Consider the following 17,875-nt stretch of genomic DNA (forward strand, 5'->3'; position numbering starts at 1 on the left):
CTTACCCTTGTTTTGCCTGTTTGCCAGCGGGGCTGAGAAAGCCCTCCAGCACCACTAACGCGGCACCGATACAGATGCCGCAGTCAGCGATATTAAAGGTGGCGAAGTGCCAGTCACCGATATAGAAGTCGATAAAGTCGACGACAAATCCGTGCCAGGCACGATCGAACAGGTTGCCCGCCGCGCCGCCGATAATCAGCGCGTAGGCGATATTAACGATTTTCTGGCTGGCGCGGCTGCGGTACATCATCACCAGCAGAGCCACCACGATAGCGATGGCGATGCCGGCGAAGAACCAGCGCTGCCAGCCGCCTTTATCCGCCAGGAAGCTGAACGCCGCGCCATAGTTGTGCGCGTAGAACAGGTTGAGGAACGGCATCAGCGGCTGCGTTTCATGCAGCATCATGTTGTTCATCACCCACTGTTTGCTGGCGAAATCGACCAGGATCACCGCCAGCACCAGCCATACCCAGCGTAAGCCGGTTGAGAGAATAGGTTTACGCATCAGGCAAATTTACGCTCTTCGCCGTTGCCGGCCAGGTTGGTATAACAGCGTCCGCACACGGCAAGATGCTCCGGGTTCTGGCCGACGTCGGTAGTGTAGTGCCAGCAGCGCGGACATTTCTCGCCTTCCGCTTTATGCAGCGCGATTTTCAGACCTTTTACCAGCTCGCTCTGCTGCGCCTCTTCGCTTGCCAGCGCGTAGTCCGCCACCGTTGCGCCCGAGGTAAGCAGCACAAAGCGCAGCTCATCGCCCAGCGCCTGCAGCTTCGCCGCCAGCTCCGCATCGGCGTAGAGCGTTACCGTGGCTTCCAGCGCGCCGCCGATACGCTTGTCGCTGCGCGCCTGCTCGATAGCTTTGTTGACTTCGCCACGCACCTTCAGCAGCTCCGCCCAGTAGGCATCGTTCAGTGCCTCATCCGCCGACAGGCCGAACAGGCCGTCATACCACTCTTCGGTAAAGACATACTGCGCGCGTTTGCCCGGCAGATAGCCCCAGATTTCATCAGCGGTAAAGGACATGATCGGCGCCATCCAGCGCACCAGCGCCTCGGCGATATGCCACAGCGCGCTCTGACAGCTGCGGCGCGCCAGGCTGTCGCCCTTCGCGGTGTACTGGCGATCCTTGATGATATCCAGATAGAAGGAGCCCATTTCCACCGAGCAGAACTGCATCAGACGCTGAATCACTTCGTGGAAATCGTAGTTTTCATACGATTTGATGATATCCGCCTGCGCCGCCTGCGCGCGGCCGACCGCCCAGCGATCCACCACCACCATCTCTTCCGGCGCCACCATATCGGTTTCAGGGTTGAAGCCGTTAAGGTTAGCCAGCAGGAAGCGCGCGGTGTTGCGGATACGACGATAGGCGTCGGCAGAGCGTTTCAGGATCTCGTCGGAGACCGCCATTTCGCCCGAATAGTCGGTCGAGGCGACCCACAGACGCAGAATATCCGCGCCCAGCTTGTTCATAACGTCCTGCGGCGAAACGGTGTTGCCGATCGACTTGGACATCTTGCGGCCCTGACCATCCACGGTAAAGCCGTGGGTCAGCACCTGGCGATAAGGCGCTTTGCCCTTCATCGCGGTAGAGATCATCAGCGAGGACATAAACCAGCCGCGATGCTGATCGGAGCCTTCCAGATACATATCAGCAGCGTGGCCGCCGAACTCCGGACGGGCATCAACGACCGCATAGCTGGTAGAGCCGGAGTCGAACCAGACGTCCAGCGTATCGGGTACTTTGACGTAGTTGTCAGCGTCGTCGCCCATCAGATCGCGCGGATCGAGATCCCACCACGCCTGAATGCCGTCCTGCTCCACGCGCTGCGCCACTTTTTCCATCAGCGCCAGCGTGTCGGGATGCAGCTGCTCGGTCTCTTTATGCACGAACAGCGCCATCGGCACGCCCCAGGTGCGCTGACGAGAGATACACCAGTCTGGACGGTTGGCAACCATCGACTCGATGCGCGCCTGACCCCAGTCCGGGATCCACTGCACGCCTTTGATCTCTTTCAGCGACTGCGCGCGCAGCCCTTTCTGATCCATGCTGATAAACCACTGCGGCGTAGCGCGGAAGATGATCGGCGTTTTATGACGCCAGCAGTGCGGATAGCTGTGCAGCAGTTTTTCCACATGCAGCAGGGCGCCCTTCTCTTTCAGCAGCTCAACGATAACGTCGTTGGCTTTAAAGACGTTCAGGCCGTCGAGGGTCGGATAGGTACCCGGCAGATAGGTGCCGTCCGGGCCGACCGGGTTAGCCACTTCGATGCCATACTTCTGGCCGATGACATAGTCATCCGGACCGTGGCCCGGCGCGGTATGCACGGCACCGGTACCGGCCTCGAGGGTAACGTGTTCGCCCAGCACCACCGGCGACTGAATATTGACCAGGAAAGGATGCTGGAAGGTCAGACGCTCCAGCGCCGCGCCTTTGCATTCGCCCAGTACGGTCCACTGCTCGACGCCAGCGCGCTTCAGCACGCTCTCCACCAGCTCTTTCGCGAGGATCAGGGCGCGACCGTCAATCTGCACCAGCTGATAGTCGAATTCCGGATGCAGTGAAATAGCGCGGTTTGCCGGCATGGTCCAGGGCGTCGTCGTCCAGATCACCAGCGAAATCGGGCCGTTGACCGGCGCGTCGCCGAACTTCGTGCGCACCGCGTCGCTCTCTACCGCGTTAAACATCACGTCGATAGAGGGCGAGGTTTTGTCATAGTATTCGACTTCCGCTTCCGCCAGCGCGGAACGGCAGTCCAGACACCAGTGCACCGGCTTCGCGCCCTTGTGCAGATGGCCGTTATCGATGATCTTGCCCAGCGCGCGGATGATGTTAGCTTCGGTCTGGAAGTTCATCGTCAGGTAGGGACGTTCCCAGTCGCCCAGCACGCCGAGACGGATAAAGTCCGTCTTCTGGCCTTCAACCTGCTCCGCGGCATATTTGCGGCACGCTTCGCGGAATTCCGCCGGTGTCACCTTCTCGCCCGGCTTGCCGATCATCTGCTCGACCTTATGCTCGATCGGCAGACCGTGACAGTCCCAGCCCGGCACGTAAGGCGAGTCAAAGCCCGCCATGCCTTTCGACTTAACGATAATGTCTTTCAGAATCTTGTTAACTGAGTGACCAATATGGATGCTGCCGTTGGCATAGGGAGGGCCGTCATGCAGGATAAAGGTTTTTTTCCCTTTTTTGGCTTCGCGGATGATGCCGTACAGGTTGTCATCATACCAGCGTTGCAGCATTCCCGGCTCGCGTTTGGCAAGATCGCCGCGCATCGGGAACCCCGTTTCGGGCAAATTCAGGGTAGATTTATAGTCACTCATCAGATTCTCGTTTCCGTATTTTGCGGGGTTAAAGCCCAAAGAAGCGCCGGGCGGTTACCACATCTTTCGCAATTTGTTCTTTCAACGCCTCCAGTGAGGCAAAGCGCTGCTCGTTACGTATCTTATGCTTCAGCACCACATCAATGTGCTTTCCATACAGATTGATATTGATGTCAAGCAGGTGAACTTCAAGCTGCTGGCGCAATCCTTTTACCGTCGGCCGCGTGCCGATATTGGCGACGCCGGGAACGGGCGCGCCCAGGCCGAGCACCTCCACCGCATAAACGCCTTTCACCGGCGAGACGATGCGGCGTAAAGGAAGGTTCGCGGTGGGAAAACCGATGGTGCGTCCCAGTGCATCGCCGTGCACGACGCGGCCAGAGATACTGAAAGGATGGCCCAGCAGCGTTTGCGCCAGCGCTAAGTCGTCATCGGCCAGCGCCTGACGCACGGCAGTGCTGCTGATTCGCTTGCCGCCGTCGCAGAAGGTTTCGGTGCTGACGACGTCAAAGCCGTACTCGGCACCCGCCTTCTGTAATAACAGGAAATCGCCCTGACGACCAGCGCCAAAGCGGAAATCATCCCCCACCGCCAGGTATCTGACGCCCAGCTTATCCACCAGCAGATCGGTGATAAAGCACTGCGCCGACAGCGCGGCAAAGCGGCGGTCAAATCGCACGCACAGCACCTGATCCACGCCCGCCTCCGCCAGATACTTCAGCTTCTCCCGCAGGCGCGTCAGACGCGCTGGCGCTTTATCTCCGGCAAACAGCTCAAGCGGCTGCGGCTCGAACAGCATGACCATCACCGGAAGCTGGCGTTTTCGTCCCTCTTCGCACAGGCGCGCCATCAGCGCCTGATGGCCGCGATGGACGCCGTCGAAGTTACCAATGGTCAGGACGCAGCCGCGATGCTGCTCGTTTAGATTATGAATACCGCGGATAAACTTCATGGCTGACTCAAACCGGTGGAAATCGGCGGATTATACCCTTGAAACCGGCTAAGGTTAACCCGTAGCCACACCTTTCCTGCGCAGAACGCGCCATTTATCGGGGCCTGACGCGCGCCGCCCGCTTATCAGAGAATTTTGTTGCGAAAGGCTGTATTCAAAGAGGGGAAGCTGGTAGAATCTTGCGCCATCAATTACGTAACCGGGCGTGGTTTGTAAAACGACGCTTATTTGCACAAATCCATTGACAAAAGAAGGCTCAAAAGGCATAGTCCTCGGCCTTTGATTTGTCCATATAGAACACATTTGGGAGTTGGACCTTGGCTAATATCAAATCAGCTAAGAAACGCGCCGTAACATCTGAAAAACGTCGCAAGCATAACGCGAGCCGTCGTTCTATGATGCGTACTTTCGTTAAGAAAGTATACGCGGCGATCGCAGCTGGCGACAAAGCTGCTGCGCAGAACGCATTTAACGAAATGCAACCGATCGTGGACCGTCAGGCTGCTAAAGGTCTGATCCACAAAAACAAAGCTGCACGTCATAAAGCAAACCTGACTGCTCAGATCAACAAAATGGCGTAAGCCTTTGTTTATCGCTTTGTAAAAAGAACCGGCGCTTAGCCGGTTTTTTTCGCCTCCGTTAAGCGCCTGCCCCAGGCAAGCGCCTGACGCAGACGCCTGCCAGAAGTAAAGGTTCAGCGCGCCAGACGTCGCCCCAGAATCACGTAGCCCGCCACCGCAGACAAAATCGACCCCAGCAGAATACCCAGCTTCGCCAGGGTAATCAGCTGCGGATTGCTCTCGCCATAGGCCAGCGAGGCGATAAAAATCGACATGGTAAAGCCAATACCGCACAGCACCCCGACCGCGGCGATATCCGCCAGGCGAGTATTTTGCGGCAGCGTCGCCAGCCTGAACTTTACCGCCAGCCAGCAGAAGAGCGTAATGCCCACAGGCTTGCCAATCAGCAGCCCCGCCACTATCCCCAGCGGCAGCAGCGAAAAGATATCCCCTGCGTGAATGCCCTCCAGCGACACGCCCGCGTTGGCGAAGGCGAACAGCGGCAGGATCAGCCAGCGCACCCAGGGATGCAGCGCATGCTCCAGATGAATAGCCGGTGAGTGTCCCTCCTGCTTTTTCAGCGGGATCAGGAAGCCCACCACCACGCCCGCCAGCGTCGCGTGTACACCCGACTTCAGCACGGCGGTCCACAGCACCATGCCGACCAGCAGATAGAGCCCGGTGTTGCGCACGTTCAGCAGGTTCATCGCCGCCAGCACCACAATGGCCAGCGCGGCGACGCCCAGCGCCGTCATTGACAGGTCGCTGGTATAGAAGAGCGCGATAATCACGATCGCGCCCAGGTCGTCGATAATTGCCAGCGCCATCAGGAAGATTTTTAGCGCTGGCGGTACGCGGCTGCCCAGCAGCGCGAGGATGCCCAGCGCAAAGGCGATATCGGTGGCGGTAGGAATCGCCCAGCCGCTGCGCGTAGCCGCATCCGCGCCGTTAAACGCCAGAAACAGCAGCCCCGGCATCAGCATGCCGCCCAGCGCAGCTATCAGCGGGAAAATCGCCTGCTCGCGCTTTGCCAGCGCGCCCATCACCATCTCGCGCTTGACCTCTAAGCCCACCAGCAGAAAGAAGAGCGCCATCAACGCGTCGTTGATCCACAGCAGCAGGTTCTTGCTGATATCGAGCGAGCCGAAGCGGAACTCGACCGGCACGGCCAGCAGGTTTTGATAGGCCTGCTGCGTCCCGCCGTTATTCGCCAGAAACATCGCCAGCGCAGCCGCCAGGATCAGCACCACGCCGCTGGTGGCATCATTGTTAAGCCATTTTTTTAGCCTGATATTCACGCGTTATCCTTCCCAGAAAACAAAAAAGCGTACAGGCGAACAATGATAACAGGTTGTGAAAAGGGATGAGCCAGCGAGCGGGGTTAATCGCCCGAGGAGGGGCAAAAAAAAGCCAGCGGCAGAGCGCTGGCTTGATTTTATGAGCAGGCAGTTCAGCGAGTCAGATCGTCGAAGAACTTCTTCACGCCGTCGAAAAAGCTTTTCGAACGCGGGCTGTTGTTCTCGCCGGTGGGACCGCCGAAGCTCTCTTCCAGATCGCGCAGCAGCTTTTTCTGCTTCTCGTTCAGATTGACCGGGGTCTCCACCACCACGCGGCACAGCAGATCGCCGACCGCGCCGCCGCGCACCGATTTCACGCCTTTGCCGCGCATGCGGAACAGCTTGCCGGTCTGGGTTTCCGCCGGGACTTTCAGCTTCACGCGTCCATCCAGCGTCGGCACTTCGATCTCGCCGCCCAGCGCCGCCATAGCAAAGTTGATCGGCACTTCGCAGTAGAGATTGTTATCTTCGCGCTCGAAGATCGGGTGTTTCTTCACCGAGACCTGAACGTAGAGATCGCCAGCCGGCGCGCCCTGCTCGCCAGCTTCGCCTTCGCCGCTAAGACGAATGCGGTCGCCGGTATCGACGCCTGCGGGGATTTTCACCGACAGGGTTTTCGACTTCTCGACGCGTCCATGACCATGACAGGCGTTGCACGGATCTTTAATCACCGAGCCGCGACCGTGACAGGTCGGACAGGCTTGCTGCACGGTAAAGAAGCCCTGACGCATCTGCACCTGGCCTGCGCCATGGCAGGTCGGACAGGTTTGCGGCTGAGAGCCCGCTTTGGCGCCGCTGCCGTGGCAGACGTCGCACTCCTGCAGCGTCGGGATGCGGATCTCTTTGGTCACGCCGCGCACCGCTTCTTCCAGCGTCAGCTCCATGTTGTAGCGTAAATCGGCGCCGCGCGCTGCGCGTTGACGACGACCGCCGCCAAAGATATCGCCGAAGACGTCGCCAAAGATATCGCTGAAGTCCGCGCCGCCGCCGCCAAAGCCGCCGCCGAATCCACCGCCGCCCATGCCGCCCTGTTCAAACGCCGCATGACCGTACTGATCGTAGGCCGCGCGCTTCTGCGCGTCGGTCAGGATTTCGTAGGCTTCCTTGACCTCTTTGAATTTGGCTTCCGCTTCTTTGTCACCCGGATTGCGGTCGGGGTGATACTTCATCGCCAGGCGTTTATACGCCTTTTTAATTTCACGCTCGTCGGCGGATTTGGAGACGCCTAAAATCTCGTAGTAGTCACTCTTTGCCATTTTTAGCCCTTAACATGCTCGCACGGGCGTGGAGAGATCTCCTACGCCCGTGCTGGTTTCAACGGCTGTCAGGCCAACCGTCGCGCCCGGTCAGGGGCAATTATTTTTTGTTATCTTTCACTTCTTCGAATTCAGCGTCGACCACGTCGTCATCTTTCTTCGCAGAAGCGTCGGCTGCATCAGCGCCGCCAGCCTGTGCCTGCTGCTGAGCCGCTTCCATCAGCTTGCTGGAAACCTGCATCAGCGCCTGCATCTTAGCGTCGATCGCCTCTTTGTCTTCGCCTTTCAGCGCGGTTTCCAGTTCGCTCAGCGCGGACTCGATTGGCGCTTTGTCGTCGGCAGAGAGTTTATCGCCCGCTTCTTCCAGCTGTTTGCGGGTGCTGTGCGCAATCTGGTCGCCCTGGTTGCGCGTCTGCACCAGCTCTTCGAACTTACGATCCGATTCAGCATTCGCTTCTGCATCGCGAACCATTTTTTCGATTTCGTCCTCGTTCAGGCCGGAAGAGGCTTTGATGGTGATCTTCTGCTCTTTACCGCTGTTCTTGTCTTTCGCTGAAACGTGCAGGATGCCGTCCGCATCGATATCGAAGGTAACTTCGATCTGCGGCATGCCGCGCGGTGCAGGCTGAATGCCGTCCAGGTTGAACTGACCCAGCGATTTGTTATCGCTTGAACGCTTACGCTCGCCCTGCAGCACGTGAATGGTCACGGCAGACTGGTTGTCTTCAGCCGTTGAGAAGACCTGGCTGTGCTTGGTCGGGATCGTGGTGTTCTTGCTGATCAGCGAGGTCATCACGCCGCCCATGGTTTCGATACCCAGCGACAGCGGGGTTACGTCCAGCAGCAGAACGTCTTTGACGTCGCCCGCCAGCACGCCGCCCTGTACCGCAGCACCTACGGCCACCGCTTCGTCCGGGTTAACGTCTTTACGCGGCTCTTTGCCGAAGAACTCAGCCACTTTGGACTGCACCATCGGCATACGGGTCTGACCACCGACCAGGATCACGTCGTTGATGTCAGAGACAGAGAGTCCCGCATCCTGCAGCGCAACTTTCAGCGGCTCGATAGAGCGGCTAACCAGATCTTCTACCAGTGACTCGAGTTTCGCGCGGGTCACTTTGATGTTCAGGTGTTTCGGACCGGTCGCATCCGCCGTGATGTACGGCAGGTTGACGTCGGTCTGCTGTGCAGAAGAGAGCTCGATTTTCGCTTTCTCTGCTGCTTCTTTCAGACGCTGCATCGCCAGCGGATCGTTGTGCAGATCGATGCCCTGATCTTTCTTAAATTCCGCAACCAGATAGTTAATCAGGCGGCTGTCGAAGTCCTCACCACCCAGGTGGGTGTCACCGTTGGTTGCCAGAACTTCAAAGGTTTTTTCGCCGTCAACTTCGTCGATTTCGATAATAGAGATATCGAAGGTACCGCCGCCCAGGTCGTAAACCGCGATAGTGCGGTTGCCCTGACCTTTATCCAGGCCGTAAGCCAGCGCGGCTGCGGTCGGTTCGTTGATAATGCGTTTTACTTCCAGACCTGCGATACGGCCGGCGTCTTTGGTCGCCTGACGCTGCGCATCGTTAAAGTAGGCCGGAACGGTAATAACCGCTTCGGTCACCGGCTCGCCGAGATAGTCTTCAGCGGTCTTCTTCATTTTTTTCAGCACTTCCGCAGAGATCTGCGGCGGCGCCATTTTCTGGCCTTTCACTTCAAGCCAGGCGTCGCCGTTGTCGGAAGAGGTGATTTTGTACGGCATGATTTTGATATCACGCTGCACTTCTTCATCCTGGAAACGACGGCCGATCAGACGCTTGATAGCGAACAGCGTATTCTGCGGGTTGGTCACCGCCTGACGTTTAGCCGGTTGGCCCACCAGAGTTTCGCCATCCTGCGTATAAGCAATAATTGAAGGCGTGGTGCGATCGCCTTCGGCATTCTCCAGCACGCGCGCTTTACCGCCGTCCATGATCGCAACACAAGAGTTGGTTGTACCCAGGTCAATACCAATAATCTTACCCATCTAAACGTCTCCCACTTAAATTCTTTGTCAATTTGGGTTGTGAACCCTTAATGCGGGCGCTTTGTTGGCTTTCAACCGCCATTACTCGCTTTTTTTCCCGGGCTCACAACGCTCGATGACAACTAAATGGGGCCGCTTCGAAGCGCATCAAGGGTTAAAAGAAAATTTTTTTTCAGGGCCAGCTTTTCTGGACCCGTTACGCTTCGCCTCTCCGCCAGCGCAAAGAAAAAGGCCGCGCTTTGCGCGGCCTTTGAACTGCCTGTTGATTCAGTGCGGTGTGAAGCGGTCAGCCCAGCGAAGGAGCAGAAGAAAATATATTATCGTTATTATTTCCAGACTAAATTAGTTTTAATTTTTCCCTGATGTCGGCGAAGAGCTGCGATGCCATAGTCATCAAATAGCTGGCACCATCATAATATTAAGCGACTAATTTCACAGGGGTAATCTTATCTCTTGCGTCCAGCCGGACGTCATGGTAATAATGGGAATTCCAGGCATTTTACACCCACCTGCTCTTTTCATATTGTTATGGTATGGACATTATTATATGGAAATAAAGATCGGCCATATTCAGGATCGTCAGGCTGAAGAATATATTATTCAGCAGCTCTGGCAGCATAATAGCCGCTTCGCTGACGTCAATATGAAGCCGCTAAATGTTATATTGTATGATGATGAGCAACATATTCAGGGCGGGCTGCTGGCGCACACCTGGTTTGGCACGCTGGATATTCACTATTTATGGATAGATGAGTCGCATCGCAAGCACGGCACCGGACGCGAGCTGATGCAAAAGGCGGAAGAAGAGGCGCGCCGCCGCGGCTGCCATATGGCGGTGGTGGACACCTTAAGCTTTCAGGCGCGCGGCTTCTACGAGAAGCTCGGCTATCGCGTCTACGGCGAACAGGAAGGCTATGCAGAGCGCTTTGCCCGTTATTATCTGGCAAAAAGATTATAATCCGCATCTCATCAGCGAGGCGCTATGGGCAGCCCATATCGCAGTATCGACGATTTTATTTCCGCCTTTGCGACTACCATGGACCTGTTACCTACGCCATGGGGTTTTAAGGATGCGGCGTCACAACATCTTTATATGAATAGCGCGGCACGGTTATATACCGCCACGCCGAAAAACTATTTGCTCGAGGGTAAAAAAGATAATGAGTTTCCAACGCCCTGGAGCGATTGCGCCGACGAGTTTTGCGAACACGATGAAAAAGCACAGGCGCTAAAAACGCGCGTCGCCGTGATAGAAACGCATTACTGGTATGGAAAAAACTATCTCACCCCTTTTATCAGCGAAAAATATCCGGTATTTGATAACCGTAATCTCTTCCTCGGCTGCATCTGGAATGCGCGTCCGGTAGAGAATATTAGCGCGCTGACCTTTATTCATCCGCAAAAGAGCTCGGTGCTGACCACCCGGCTTGAACACCCTCTTTTTACCCCTGCTGAACTGGATGTGATTTTTCTGCTGCTCAGGCGATTCAGCGCCAAAGAGATCGCCCGGATTTATAACCTCAGCGTGAAAACCATCGGCAACCGCATCGCCACCCTTTATCAAAAGGCTGACGTGCATTCGCTGCAACAGTTCGAGCAGTACTGCCGCGCTGAGTCGCTGGAGAACTACCTGCCAGAGAAGCTGCTCAGCAAAGGCGTCTCTTTTATTTAAACCGGCAAGGAAAACCTGTTGTGAGTAAATTTGATGACTACCCGTTAAGCCGTGTGCCTGCGGGCGAAAGGCTCTCGCTGCTTAGCGTCGCTATCGTGCATATGGGCATGCTGACCGCGCTGGATCAGTTTATGCTCGGTGCCGTACTGGGCAACAGTATGACCCTCGGCGCAGCCTTTACCGCCATTACCCTGGCGAGCCTGCTGTTTGGCTTTTTGACTTTCGCCCTCGGCTACGCCGGGATGCGCGAAGGGCTGTCGGGCAGCCTGCTGGCGCGCTGGTGCGGCTTCGGCCGCCACGGCTCGGTCCTGATCGGCCTGCTGGTCGCCGTCAGCCTGCTTGGCTGGTTTGGCATCCAGAATGCGGTCTTCGCCCGGTCGCTGAGCTACGCCCTGGACGGCAAGCTGAGCTTCGCGCAGTCCGCCTCCCTGTCGGGCGCGGTGCTGACGCTGCTGGTCGCCTTTGGCTTTAAGGCGCTGCGCTTTACCGCGCGCGTGGCGGTTCCGCTGTTTATCGCGCTGGTTGGCTGGATCTTCTGGCACGCATTCCACGGCCAGGCGGGCAGCACCATTCCGCCGGCTGCGCCCACAGAGGCGATTACCGTCAGCGCGGCCATTACCATGGTGATTGGCGGCGCCATTCTTGCCAGCCTGATGACGCCGGACCTGACGCGTTTCTCACGCAGCGGCAAAGACGTTTTCGCCATCACCCTGCTGACTATTCTGGCGGGCGAGTACGGCGTGAACGGGCTGGCGATCCTGATTGCGAAAGAGCTACATACCTCTGACATCATCGCCATTATTACCCAGACCACCAGTACCCTGGGGCTGTTCGCGGTGGTCTTCTCCACCCTGCGCATCAACGATCTCAACCTCTACTCTTCGGCGCTGGGCATCGCCAACGCCACGGAAGGGCTGACCGGCTTTAAACCGCGCTATAGCGTGATTACGCTGCTGCTGGGTTTTCTCGGCACGCTCTGCTCGGTGCTGGGCATTCTCGATCGCTTCGTGGATTTTCTTGAGCTGCTGGGCGTGATCTTCCCGCCGGTGCTGGGCGTGATGATTGTGGATTACTATCTGCTGAAGACCGACCGCCAGACGCTGGCGCAGAGCCGCGGCAGCAACGCGCTGCCGACGACCTCCAGGCTTATCGGCTGGCCTGCGCTGATCGCCAGCGTGGCGGGCAGCGCCACCGGACTGCTGGTTGAGCGCGGCGTGCCGGTTTTCAACTCGATTATTGTCGCCTGCCTCGTTTATCTGCTTACCGCACCGCTGATGAAGCGCGCCGCAGCTACGCCGAAAGAAGCGGCCGTCGAGTAACCTTCCCTGACGCGCCTGGCTACAGGCGCGTATCGCTCGCCAGCGCGCCCTGCCGTTCAATACTGTAAAGCCACAGCCCGATAAGCAATCCGGCCAGCGCCAGCGCCAGCACGTACCAGGCGGGCGCCAGCGGCGTCAGGCGCAGGATTAGCGTGACAAAAATCGGCGTCAGCCCGCCGAAGATAGCGTAGGCGACATTGTAGGAGAAAGAGATGCCGGTAAAGCGCACCGCCGCCGGAAAGGCGCGCACCATTAATGAAGGCACCACCCCTACCACGCCGACGCTCAGCCCCGCCAGACCGTAGTTAAAGAAGAGCCCCTCACCATCCGGCGTCTGGCTGGCGAAGAAGTGCCAGCTGCAAACCGCCAGCAGCAGCGAACCGCCCATCAGAGTTTTCGCCGCGCCGACCCAGTCCACCAGCCAGCCGGCAATAACGCAGCCTGCCAGCAGCATCACCGTTGCCAGACAGTTAGCCTGCAAACTCAGCGCGGCGCTAATCGCGTGCTGCTTTTGCATCAGCGCCGGCGCCATTAAAATCACCACCACAATACAGGCGGAGAGCAGCCAGGTAAGCAGCATTGAGAGCAGCACGCCGCCTTTGTGTTGGGTCAGCACTGTTTTTAGCGGCAGCGTATCGGCCAGCATTTTGCGCTGCTGCATCTGCTGAAAGACCGGCGTCTCATGCAGCCAGCGGCGCAGATACATCGCCAGCAGCCCAAACAGCCCGCCAAGAAAGAAGGGAATGCGCCAGCCGATGCTGGCGACCATCTGCGGCGACATGCTGCTGTTGATGGCGGTCGCGACCAGCGACCCCAGCAGGATCCCCGCCGTGAGTCCGGCGGTCAGGGTGCCGCAGGCAAAACCGATGCGCTTTTCCGGCACGTGTTCCGCCACAAACACCCAGGCGCCCGGCACTTCGCCGCCAATTGCTGCGCCCTGCAGCAGGCGCAGCAGCAGCATCAGCAGCGGCGCGATAATGCCTGCCGTTTCATAGGTGGGCAGCACGCCCATCGCCAGCGTCGGCAGCGCCATCAGCAGAATGCTCAGGCTGAACATTTTCTTGCGCCCCACCTTGTCGCCAAAGTGCGCCATAATCAGGCCGCCCAGCGGACGCGCCAGATAACCGGCGGCGAAAATGGCAAAAGTTTGCAGCTGACGCAGCCAGTCAGGAATGTCCGGTGGGAAGAAAAGCTCGCCGATAACCGCGGCGAAAAAGACAAAAATAATAAAGTCGTAGAACTCCAGCGCGCCGCCGAGGGCGGCCAGCGACAGCGTTTTGTAATCCTGACCTTTCAGGCGATGGGCAGCATGTGAATCCATAAGCGTAGAGGTTCCAGAGATAAAGGTAGTTTTGTAAATCTCTGCTTACTATACCGTTCATCTTTCACTACACCAGCATCGCCAGAGGCTATCCCTGAAATGACGAAATTTTAGTTATTTATCTGCTTTATCGCGCTTTTGGGGCGAAAAGCTGCTACCACCTGAGGGTGCGTTTCTACATAAGGCCCTTCCAGCAGCTGTAAACAGTAAGGTACAGCGGCGAAAATACCCGGCACTTTTACCTTGCCGTCGGCCTCTTTCACCCCTTCCAGCGTCTCTTTAATCGACTTCGGCTGTCCCGGCAGGTTCAGCACCAGCGACTGTTTGCGGATCACGCCGACCTGGCGCGACAGAATGGCGGTAGGCACGAACTGCAGGCTGATCTGGCGCATCTGTTCGCCGAAGCCGGGCATCTCGCGGTCGGCCACTGCCAGCGTGGCGTCAGGCGTCACGTCGCGGCGCGCCGGCCCTGTGCCGCCAGTGGTCAGCACCAGATGGCAGAAGCGCTCATCCACCAGCTCGCAGATCGCCTGTTCAATCAGCGGCTGCTCATCCGGCACCAGGCGGGTTTCGGTGGTAAAAGGGGTCGCCAGCGCGCTGGTTAGCCAGGCCTCCAGCGCCGGAATGCCCTGATCCTGATAAATGCCGTTCGCCGCGCGATCGGAAACGGAGATCAGGCCAATGCGTAAAGTATCCATGATGTTGTTACCCGGGTTGACCGCAAAGCGGTAAGACAAGAGAGGAATAGCAGGAAGGATAATAGAAGTGAGGCAAAGAGAAAACCGCGGCGGCCAGGCCGCCACGGCAACAGATTACAGCAGGTCAGCGATCATTTTCTCAAGCTTGCCCTGGTCAACGGCGAAGTTGCGGATGCCTTCCGCCAGTTTCGCCACCGCCATCGGATCCTGGTTGTGCTGCCACAGGAACTCAGATTCGGTCATCTTCGCCGGACGCGCTTTGACGTCGCCGCTGTAGCTCAGCTTACGCTCAACCGTGCCTTCGCTCTCTGCCAGCTCTTTCAGCAGCGCCGGAGAGATGGTCAGGCGATCGCAGCCCGCCAGCTCCAGGATCTCGCCGACGTTACGGAAGCTTGCGCCCATCACCACGGTTTCATAACCGTGCTGCTTGTAGTAATTGTAGATTTCGGAAACCGACACCACGCCCGGATCTTCATGCGGCGCATACTCTTTCTTGTCGGTGTTGCTCTTGTACCAGTCGAGGATACGGCCCACGAACGGCGAAATCAGGAACACGCCCGCTTCCGCGCAGGCGCGCGCCTGGGCGAAGGAGAAGAGCAGCGTCAGGTTACAGTTGATGCCCTCTTTTTCCAGCTGCTCCGCTGCGCGGATACCCTGCCAGGTGGAGGCCAGCTTGATCAGGATACGGTCGTTGCTGATGCCCGCGTCGTTGTAGAGCTTGATCAGGCTGCGCGCTTTAGCGATGCTGCCTTCGGTGTCGTAGGAGAGACGCGCATCAACTTCGGTCGAGATGCGACCGGGGATCAGCTTAAGAATTTCCAGACCAATGTTGACGGCCAGTTTGTCCGACACCAGCGAGATCAGCTCATCTTTGCTGCCGTTCTGCTCGCGCGCCCAGCTAATCGCTTCGTCAATCAGCTTGCGGTATTCAGGGATCTGCGCGGCGTTAAGAATCAGAGAGGGGTTGGTGGTGGCGTCCTGCGGCTGATAGAGCTTCATGGCTGCGATATCGCCGGTGTCGGCGACAACGGTGGTAAGTTGACGCAAGGAGGTCAGTTTGTCCGTCATGTCTGTTGTCTCTTATGTAATGTCAGGGTGAAAAAGGCTGTTGCGATAATATCATGCGGCAACCGAGGCGCAAGGTCGCCAGATGCCGTTTACGATAGCGCTAACGAATGGCTGCGATTTGCCTGTCGCTGCGGCTTTTTTGTTACACTCGGCAGCCTGACAAGTGACATTTTCCCTGTAGCGACAAAGGATAACCGAGGAAGCGACTATGTTAATGGTGATCTCACCCGCCAAAACGCTCGATTTTAGCAGCCCGCTGGCGACCCAGCGTTATACCCAGCCTGCGCTGTTAGAAAAATCACAACAGCTGATTGAGGTGGCGCGCGATCTCTCACCGGCGCAGATCGCTTCGCTTATGGGCATCAGCGACAAGCTGGCACACCTTAATGCCGAACGCTTCAACAGCTGGCAGCCCGACTTTACGCCGGACAATGCGCGCCAGGCGATTCTGGCCTTTAAAGGCGATGTCTATACCGGCCTGCAGGCGGAGAGCTTCAGCGAAGCGGATTTTGACTTCGCCCAGCAGCATCTGCGCATGCTCTCCGGCCTATACGGCGTGCTGCGTCCGCTCGACCTGATGCAGCCCTATCGGCTGGAGATGGGCATTAAGCTGGCCAGCCCGGCCGGCAAAGATCTCTACAGCTTCTGGGGCGATCTGCTGACGCAGCATCTTAACGCCGCGCTGCAGGAACAGGGCGACGACGTGCTGATAAATCTGGCATCGGACGAATATTTCCGGGCGATTAAGCCGAAGCAGCTGCAGGGCCGTCTGGTGAAGCCGGTGTTCCTCGACGAAAAGAACGGCGCGTTTAAGGTGATCAGCTTTTACGCTAAAAAAGCGCGCGGACTGATGAGCCGCTACGTTATTCAGCATCGCCTCACCGATCCCGAGGCGCTGAAGCAGTTTGACGTGGACGGCTACTTCTTTGATAAAGCGAGCAGCAGCGAGAACGAGCTGGTGTTTAAGCGTTACGAGCAGAAATAAGCGCAGGCGGACGCCGCTTGATGCCTTCAGGGGGACAACAACGGCGCGCCTGACCACAGGCGCGCCGCTGGTGATGACGATTACGCCTTCAGCAGAAACGCGCGCAGCGGCGCAAAATCAGCGCTCATCTGATGCGACAGCAGCGGCAGCCCGGCACGATCCGCCAGCGCCTGCGGCAGCGGCAGCGACTGCCCCAGAATCGCCTCGACGCTCTCTTTGAATTTCGCCGGGTGCGCCGTGCCAAGGAACAGCCCAAACTCACCTTCCTGCAGCTGATCGCGCAGCAGACGATAGGCGATAGCCGCGTGCGGCTCGGAGATATAGCCGATTTCCGCCAGCTCGCGCATCGTCGCTTCGGTCGTTTCATCACTCACCGCGCCGTAGGCGAGATCGGTCAGGCGCCAGGTTTTGCGGCGGAACAGCTCCTCCACGCGCGGCCAGTTATTCGGCTGGCTGACATCCATGGCGTTCGACAGCGTGGCAACCGTGGCGTTCGGCGTCCAGCTGCCGCCCTGCAGGAAGCGCGGCACGGTGTCATTGGCGTTGGTAGCGGCGATAAAGCGCTTGATCGGCAGGCCGAGCGATTTCGCCAGCAGGCCGGCGGTGAGATCGCCGAAGTTGCCGCTCGGCACGGAAACCACCAGCTGGTTACGTTTTTCCTGCGGCAGCTGCGCCACCGCTTCGAAGTAGTAGCAGATCTGCGCCAGCAGGCGGCTGATATTGATGGAGTTGGCGGAGTTCAGGCCGATCGCCTTTTTCAGCTCCTCATCATCAAACGCCTGCTTCACCAGCGCCTGACAGGCGTCGAAGTCGCCGTCGATGGCGATGGTTTCGATATTGCCGCCCAGCGTGCAGAACAGCTTCTCCTGCAGCGGGCTGATTTTGCCCTGCGGGTAGAGAATCACTACGCGGACGTTTTCCATACCGTAAAAGGCGTGCGCCACGGCCGCGCCGGTGTCGCCGGAGGTGGCGGTGAGAATAGTGATCTGCTCGTCCGCGCCCGAAACACAGGAGAGCATCTGCGCCATAAAGCGGCCGCCGAAATCTTTAAACGCCAGCGTCGGGCCGTGGAACAGCTCCAGGCAGGCGATATCGTCGCTGACTTTTGCAACCGGCGCGGGAAACGCAAAGGCGGTTTTAACGCGTTCGGCCAGCTGATGCGGCGCGATTTCGTCGCCGATATAGGCGGAAAGAATTTTGCTGCTGCGGCTGACGAAATCCATCTCCAGCATCGCGTCGATGTCGGTCAGCTCAAATTCCGGCAGTTCAAGCGGGAAGAACAGCCCTTGCTGCGAGCCCAGGCCCTGTTTCACCGCCTGCGAAAAGCTCACCTGCTCGTTATGATCCTTAAGGTTATAGAGTTTCATGC

Annotated in this window: 15 protein-coding genes; 5 read left to right on the forward strand and 10 right to left on the reverse strand. The window is 57.9% G+C overall.

The genetic code is table 11. The features are described 5' to 3' along the window. Window position 1 precedes the first annotated feature (1 nt). The 3 genes from lspA to ribF are packed head-to-tail and all read right to left on the reverse strand — an operon-like array spanning window position 2 to window position 4,276. Complete coding sequence (gene lspA, locus LB453_RS19005; RefSeq protein WP_103793904.1) at window positions 2-505, reverse strand: signal peptidase II; 504 nt, start codon at window positions 503-505, stop codon at window positions 2-4. Further along, window positions 505-3,324, reverse strand: a complete 2,820-nt coding sequence (gene ileS / locus LB453_RS19010) for an isoleucine--tRNA ligase (RefSeq protein ID WP_103794039.1) — start codon at window positions 3,322-3,324, stop codon at window positions 505-507. The genes lspA and ileS overlap by 1 nt, the downstream gene beginning before the upstream one ends. A 28-nt stretch (window positions 3,325-3,352) precedes the next feature. Further along, entirely contained in the window at window positions 3,353-4,276 is a 924-nt protein-coding gene (gene ribF, locus LB453_RS19015; RefSeq protein ID WP_103793903.1) for a bifunctional riboflavin kinase/FAD synthetase, read from the reverse strand. 317 nt (window positions 4,277-4,593) lie between these two features. Between ribF and rpsT the strand changes: the two genes are divergently transcribed. After that, on the forward strand, window positions 4,594-4,857 hold the full coding sequence (rpsT, locus tag LB453_RS19020; protein ID WP_033749434.1) for a 30S ribosomal protein S20: 264 nt from the start codon (window positions 4,594-4,596) through the stop codon (window positions 4,855-4,857). A gap of 113 nt (window positions 4,858-4,970) precedes the next feature. Here the strand turns inward: rpsT and nhaA are convergent, their stop codons facing one another. The 3 genes from nhaA to dnaK form a co-directional block, all read right to left on the reverse strand. Then, window positions 4,971-6,134: a Na+/H+ antiporter NhaA gene (nhaA, locus tag LB453_RS19025; protein WP_103793902.1), complete on the reverse strand. Its 1,164-nt coding sequence runs from the start codon at window positions 6,132-6,134 to the stop codon at window positions 4,971-4,973. Between the two features lie 152 nt (window positions 6,135-6,286). Further along, on the reverse strand, window positions 6,287-7,429 hold the full coding sequence (dnaJ, locus tag LB453_RS19030) for a molecular chaperone DnaJ (protein WP_103793901.1): 1,143 nt from the start codon (window positions 7,427-7,429) through the stop codon (window positions 6,287-6,289). Between the two features lie 100 nt (window positions 7,430-7,529). Then, the gene (gene dnaK / locus LB453_RS19035) at window positions 7,530-9,443 is read right to left on the reverse strand and encodes a molecular chaperone DnaK (RefSeq protein ID WP_103793900.1); all 1,914 of its coding nucleotides are present in this window, start codon (window positions 9,441-9,443) and stop codon (window positions 7,530-7,532) included. Between the two features lie 547 nt (window positions 9,444-9,990). Here dnaK and LB453_RS19040 point away from each other — a divergent pair. Genes LB453_RS19040 through LB453_RS19050 form a run of 3 tightly spaced genes read left to right on the forward strand, consistent with a single transcriptional unit; the run spans window position 9,991 to window position 12,434 of the window. Further along, on the forward strand, window positions 9,991-10,401 hold the full coding sequence (locus LB453_RS19040; RefSeq protein WP_103793899.1) for a GNAT family N-acetyltransferase: 411 nt from the start codon (window positions 9,991-9,993) through the stop codon (window positions 10,399-10,401). A 24-nt stretch (window positions 10,402-10,425) separates the two neighbouring features. Then, window positions 10,426-11,115 (forward strand): helix-turn-helix transcriptional regulator, encoded by a 690-nt coding sequence (locus tag LB453_RS19045; protein ID WP_103793898.1) that lies wholly within the window; start codon window positions 10,426-10,428, stop codon window positions 11,113-11,115. 20 nt (window positions 11,116-11,135) lie between these two features. After that, a complete protein-coding gene (locus LB453_RS19050) occupies window positions 11,136-12,434 on the forward strand; it encodes a cytosine permease (RefSeq protein WP_103793897.1) in 1,299 nt (432 codons plus the stop codon). Window positions 12,435-12,453: 19 nt separating this feature from the next. Here the strand turns inward: LB453_RS19050 and LB453_RS19055 are convergent, their stop codons facing one another. The 3 genes from LB453_RS19055 to tal form a co-directional block, all read right to left on the reverse strand. Beyond that, window positions 12,454-13,755: an MFS transporter gene (locus tag LB453_RS19055; protein ID WP_103793896.1), complete on the reverse strand. Its 1,302-nt coding sequence runs from the start codon at window positions 13,753-13,755 to the stop codon at window positions 12,454-12,456. A 110-nt stretch (window positions 13,756-13,865) separates the two neighbouring features. Further along, on the reverse strand, window positions 13,866-14,453 hold the full coding sequence (mog, locus tag LB453_RS19060) for a molybdopterin adenylyltransferase (protein ID WP_103794038.1): 588 nt from the start codon (window positions 14,451-14,453) through the stop codon (window positions 13,866-13,868). A gap of 114 nt (window positions 14,454-14,567) precedes the next feature. After that, complete coding sequence (gene tal, locus LB453_RS19065; RefSeq protein WP_103793895.1) at window positions 14,568-15,521, reverse strand: transaldolase; 954 nt, start codon at window positions 15,519-15,521, stop codon at window positions 14,568-14,570. A gap of 208 nt (window positions 15,522-15,729) precedes the next feature. Here tal and yaaA point away from each other — a divergent pair, with 208 nt between their 5' ends. Then, on the forward strand, window positions 15,730-16,506 hold the full coding sequence (gene yaaA / locus LB453_RS19070) for a peroxide stress protein YaaA (RefSeq protein WP_103793894.1): 777 nt from the start codon (window positions 15,730-15,732) through the stop codon (window positions 16,504-16,506). 80 nt (window positions 16,507-16,586) lie between these two features. Here yaaA and thrC read toward each other — a convergent pair whose 3' ends face one another. Then, window positions 16,587-17,873 (reverse strand): threonine synthase, encoded by a 1,287-nt coding sequence (gene thrC, locus LB453_RS19075; RefSeq protein ID WP_103793893.1) that lies wholly within the window; start codon window positions 17,871-17,873, stop codon window positions 16,587-16,589. Between the last annotated feature and the right edge of the window lie 2 nt (window positions 17,874-17,875).

It is taken from the genome of Pantoea agglomerans, from assembly GCF_020149765.1.
Classification (GTDB): Bacteria; Pseudomonadota; Gammaproteobacteria; order Enterobacterales; family Enterobacteriaceae; genus Pantoea; species Pantoea alvi.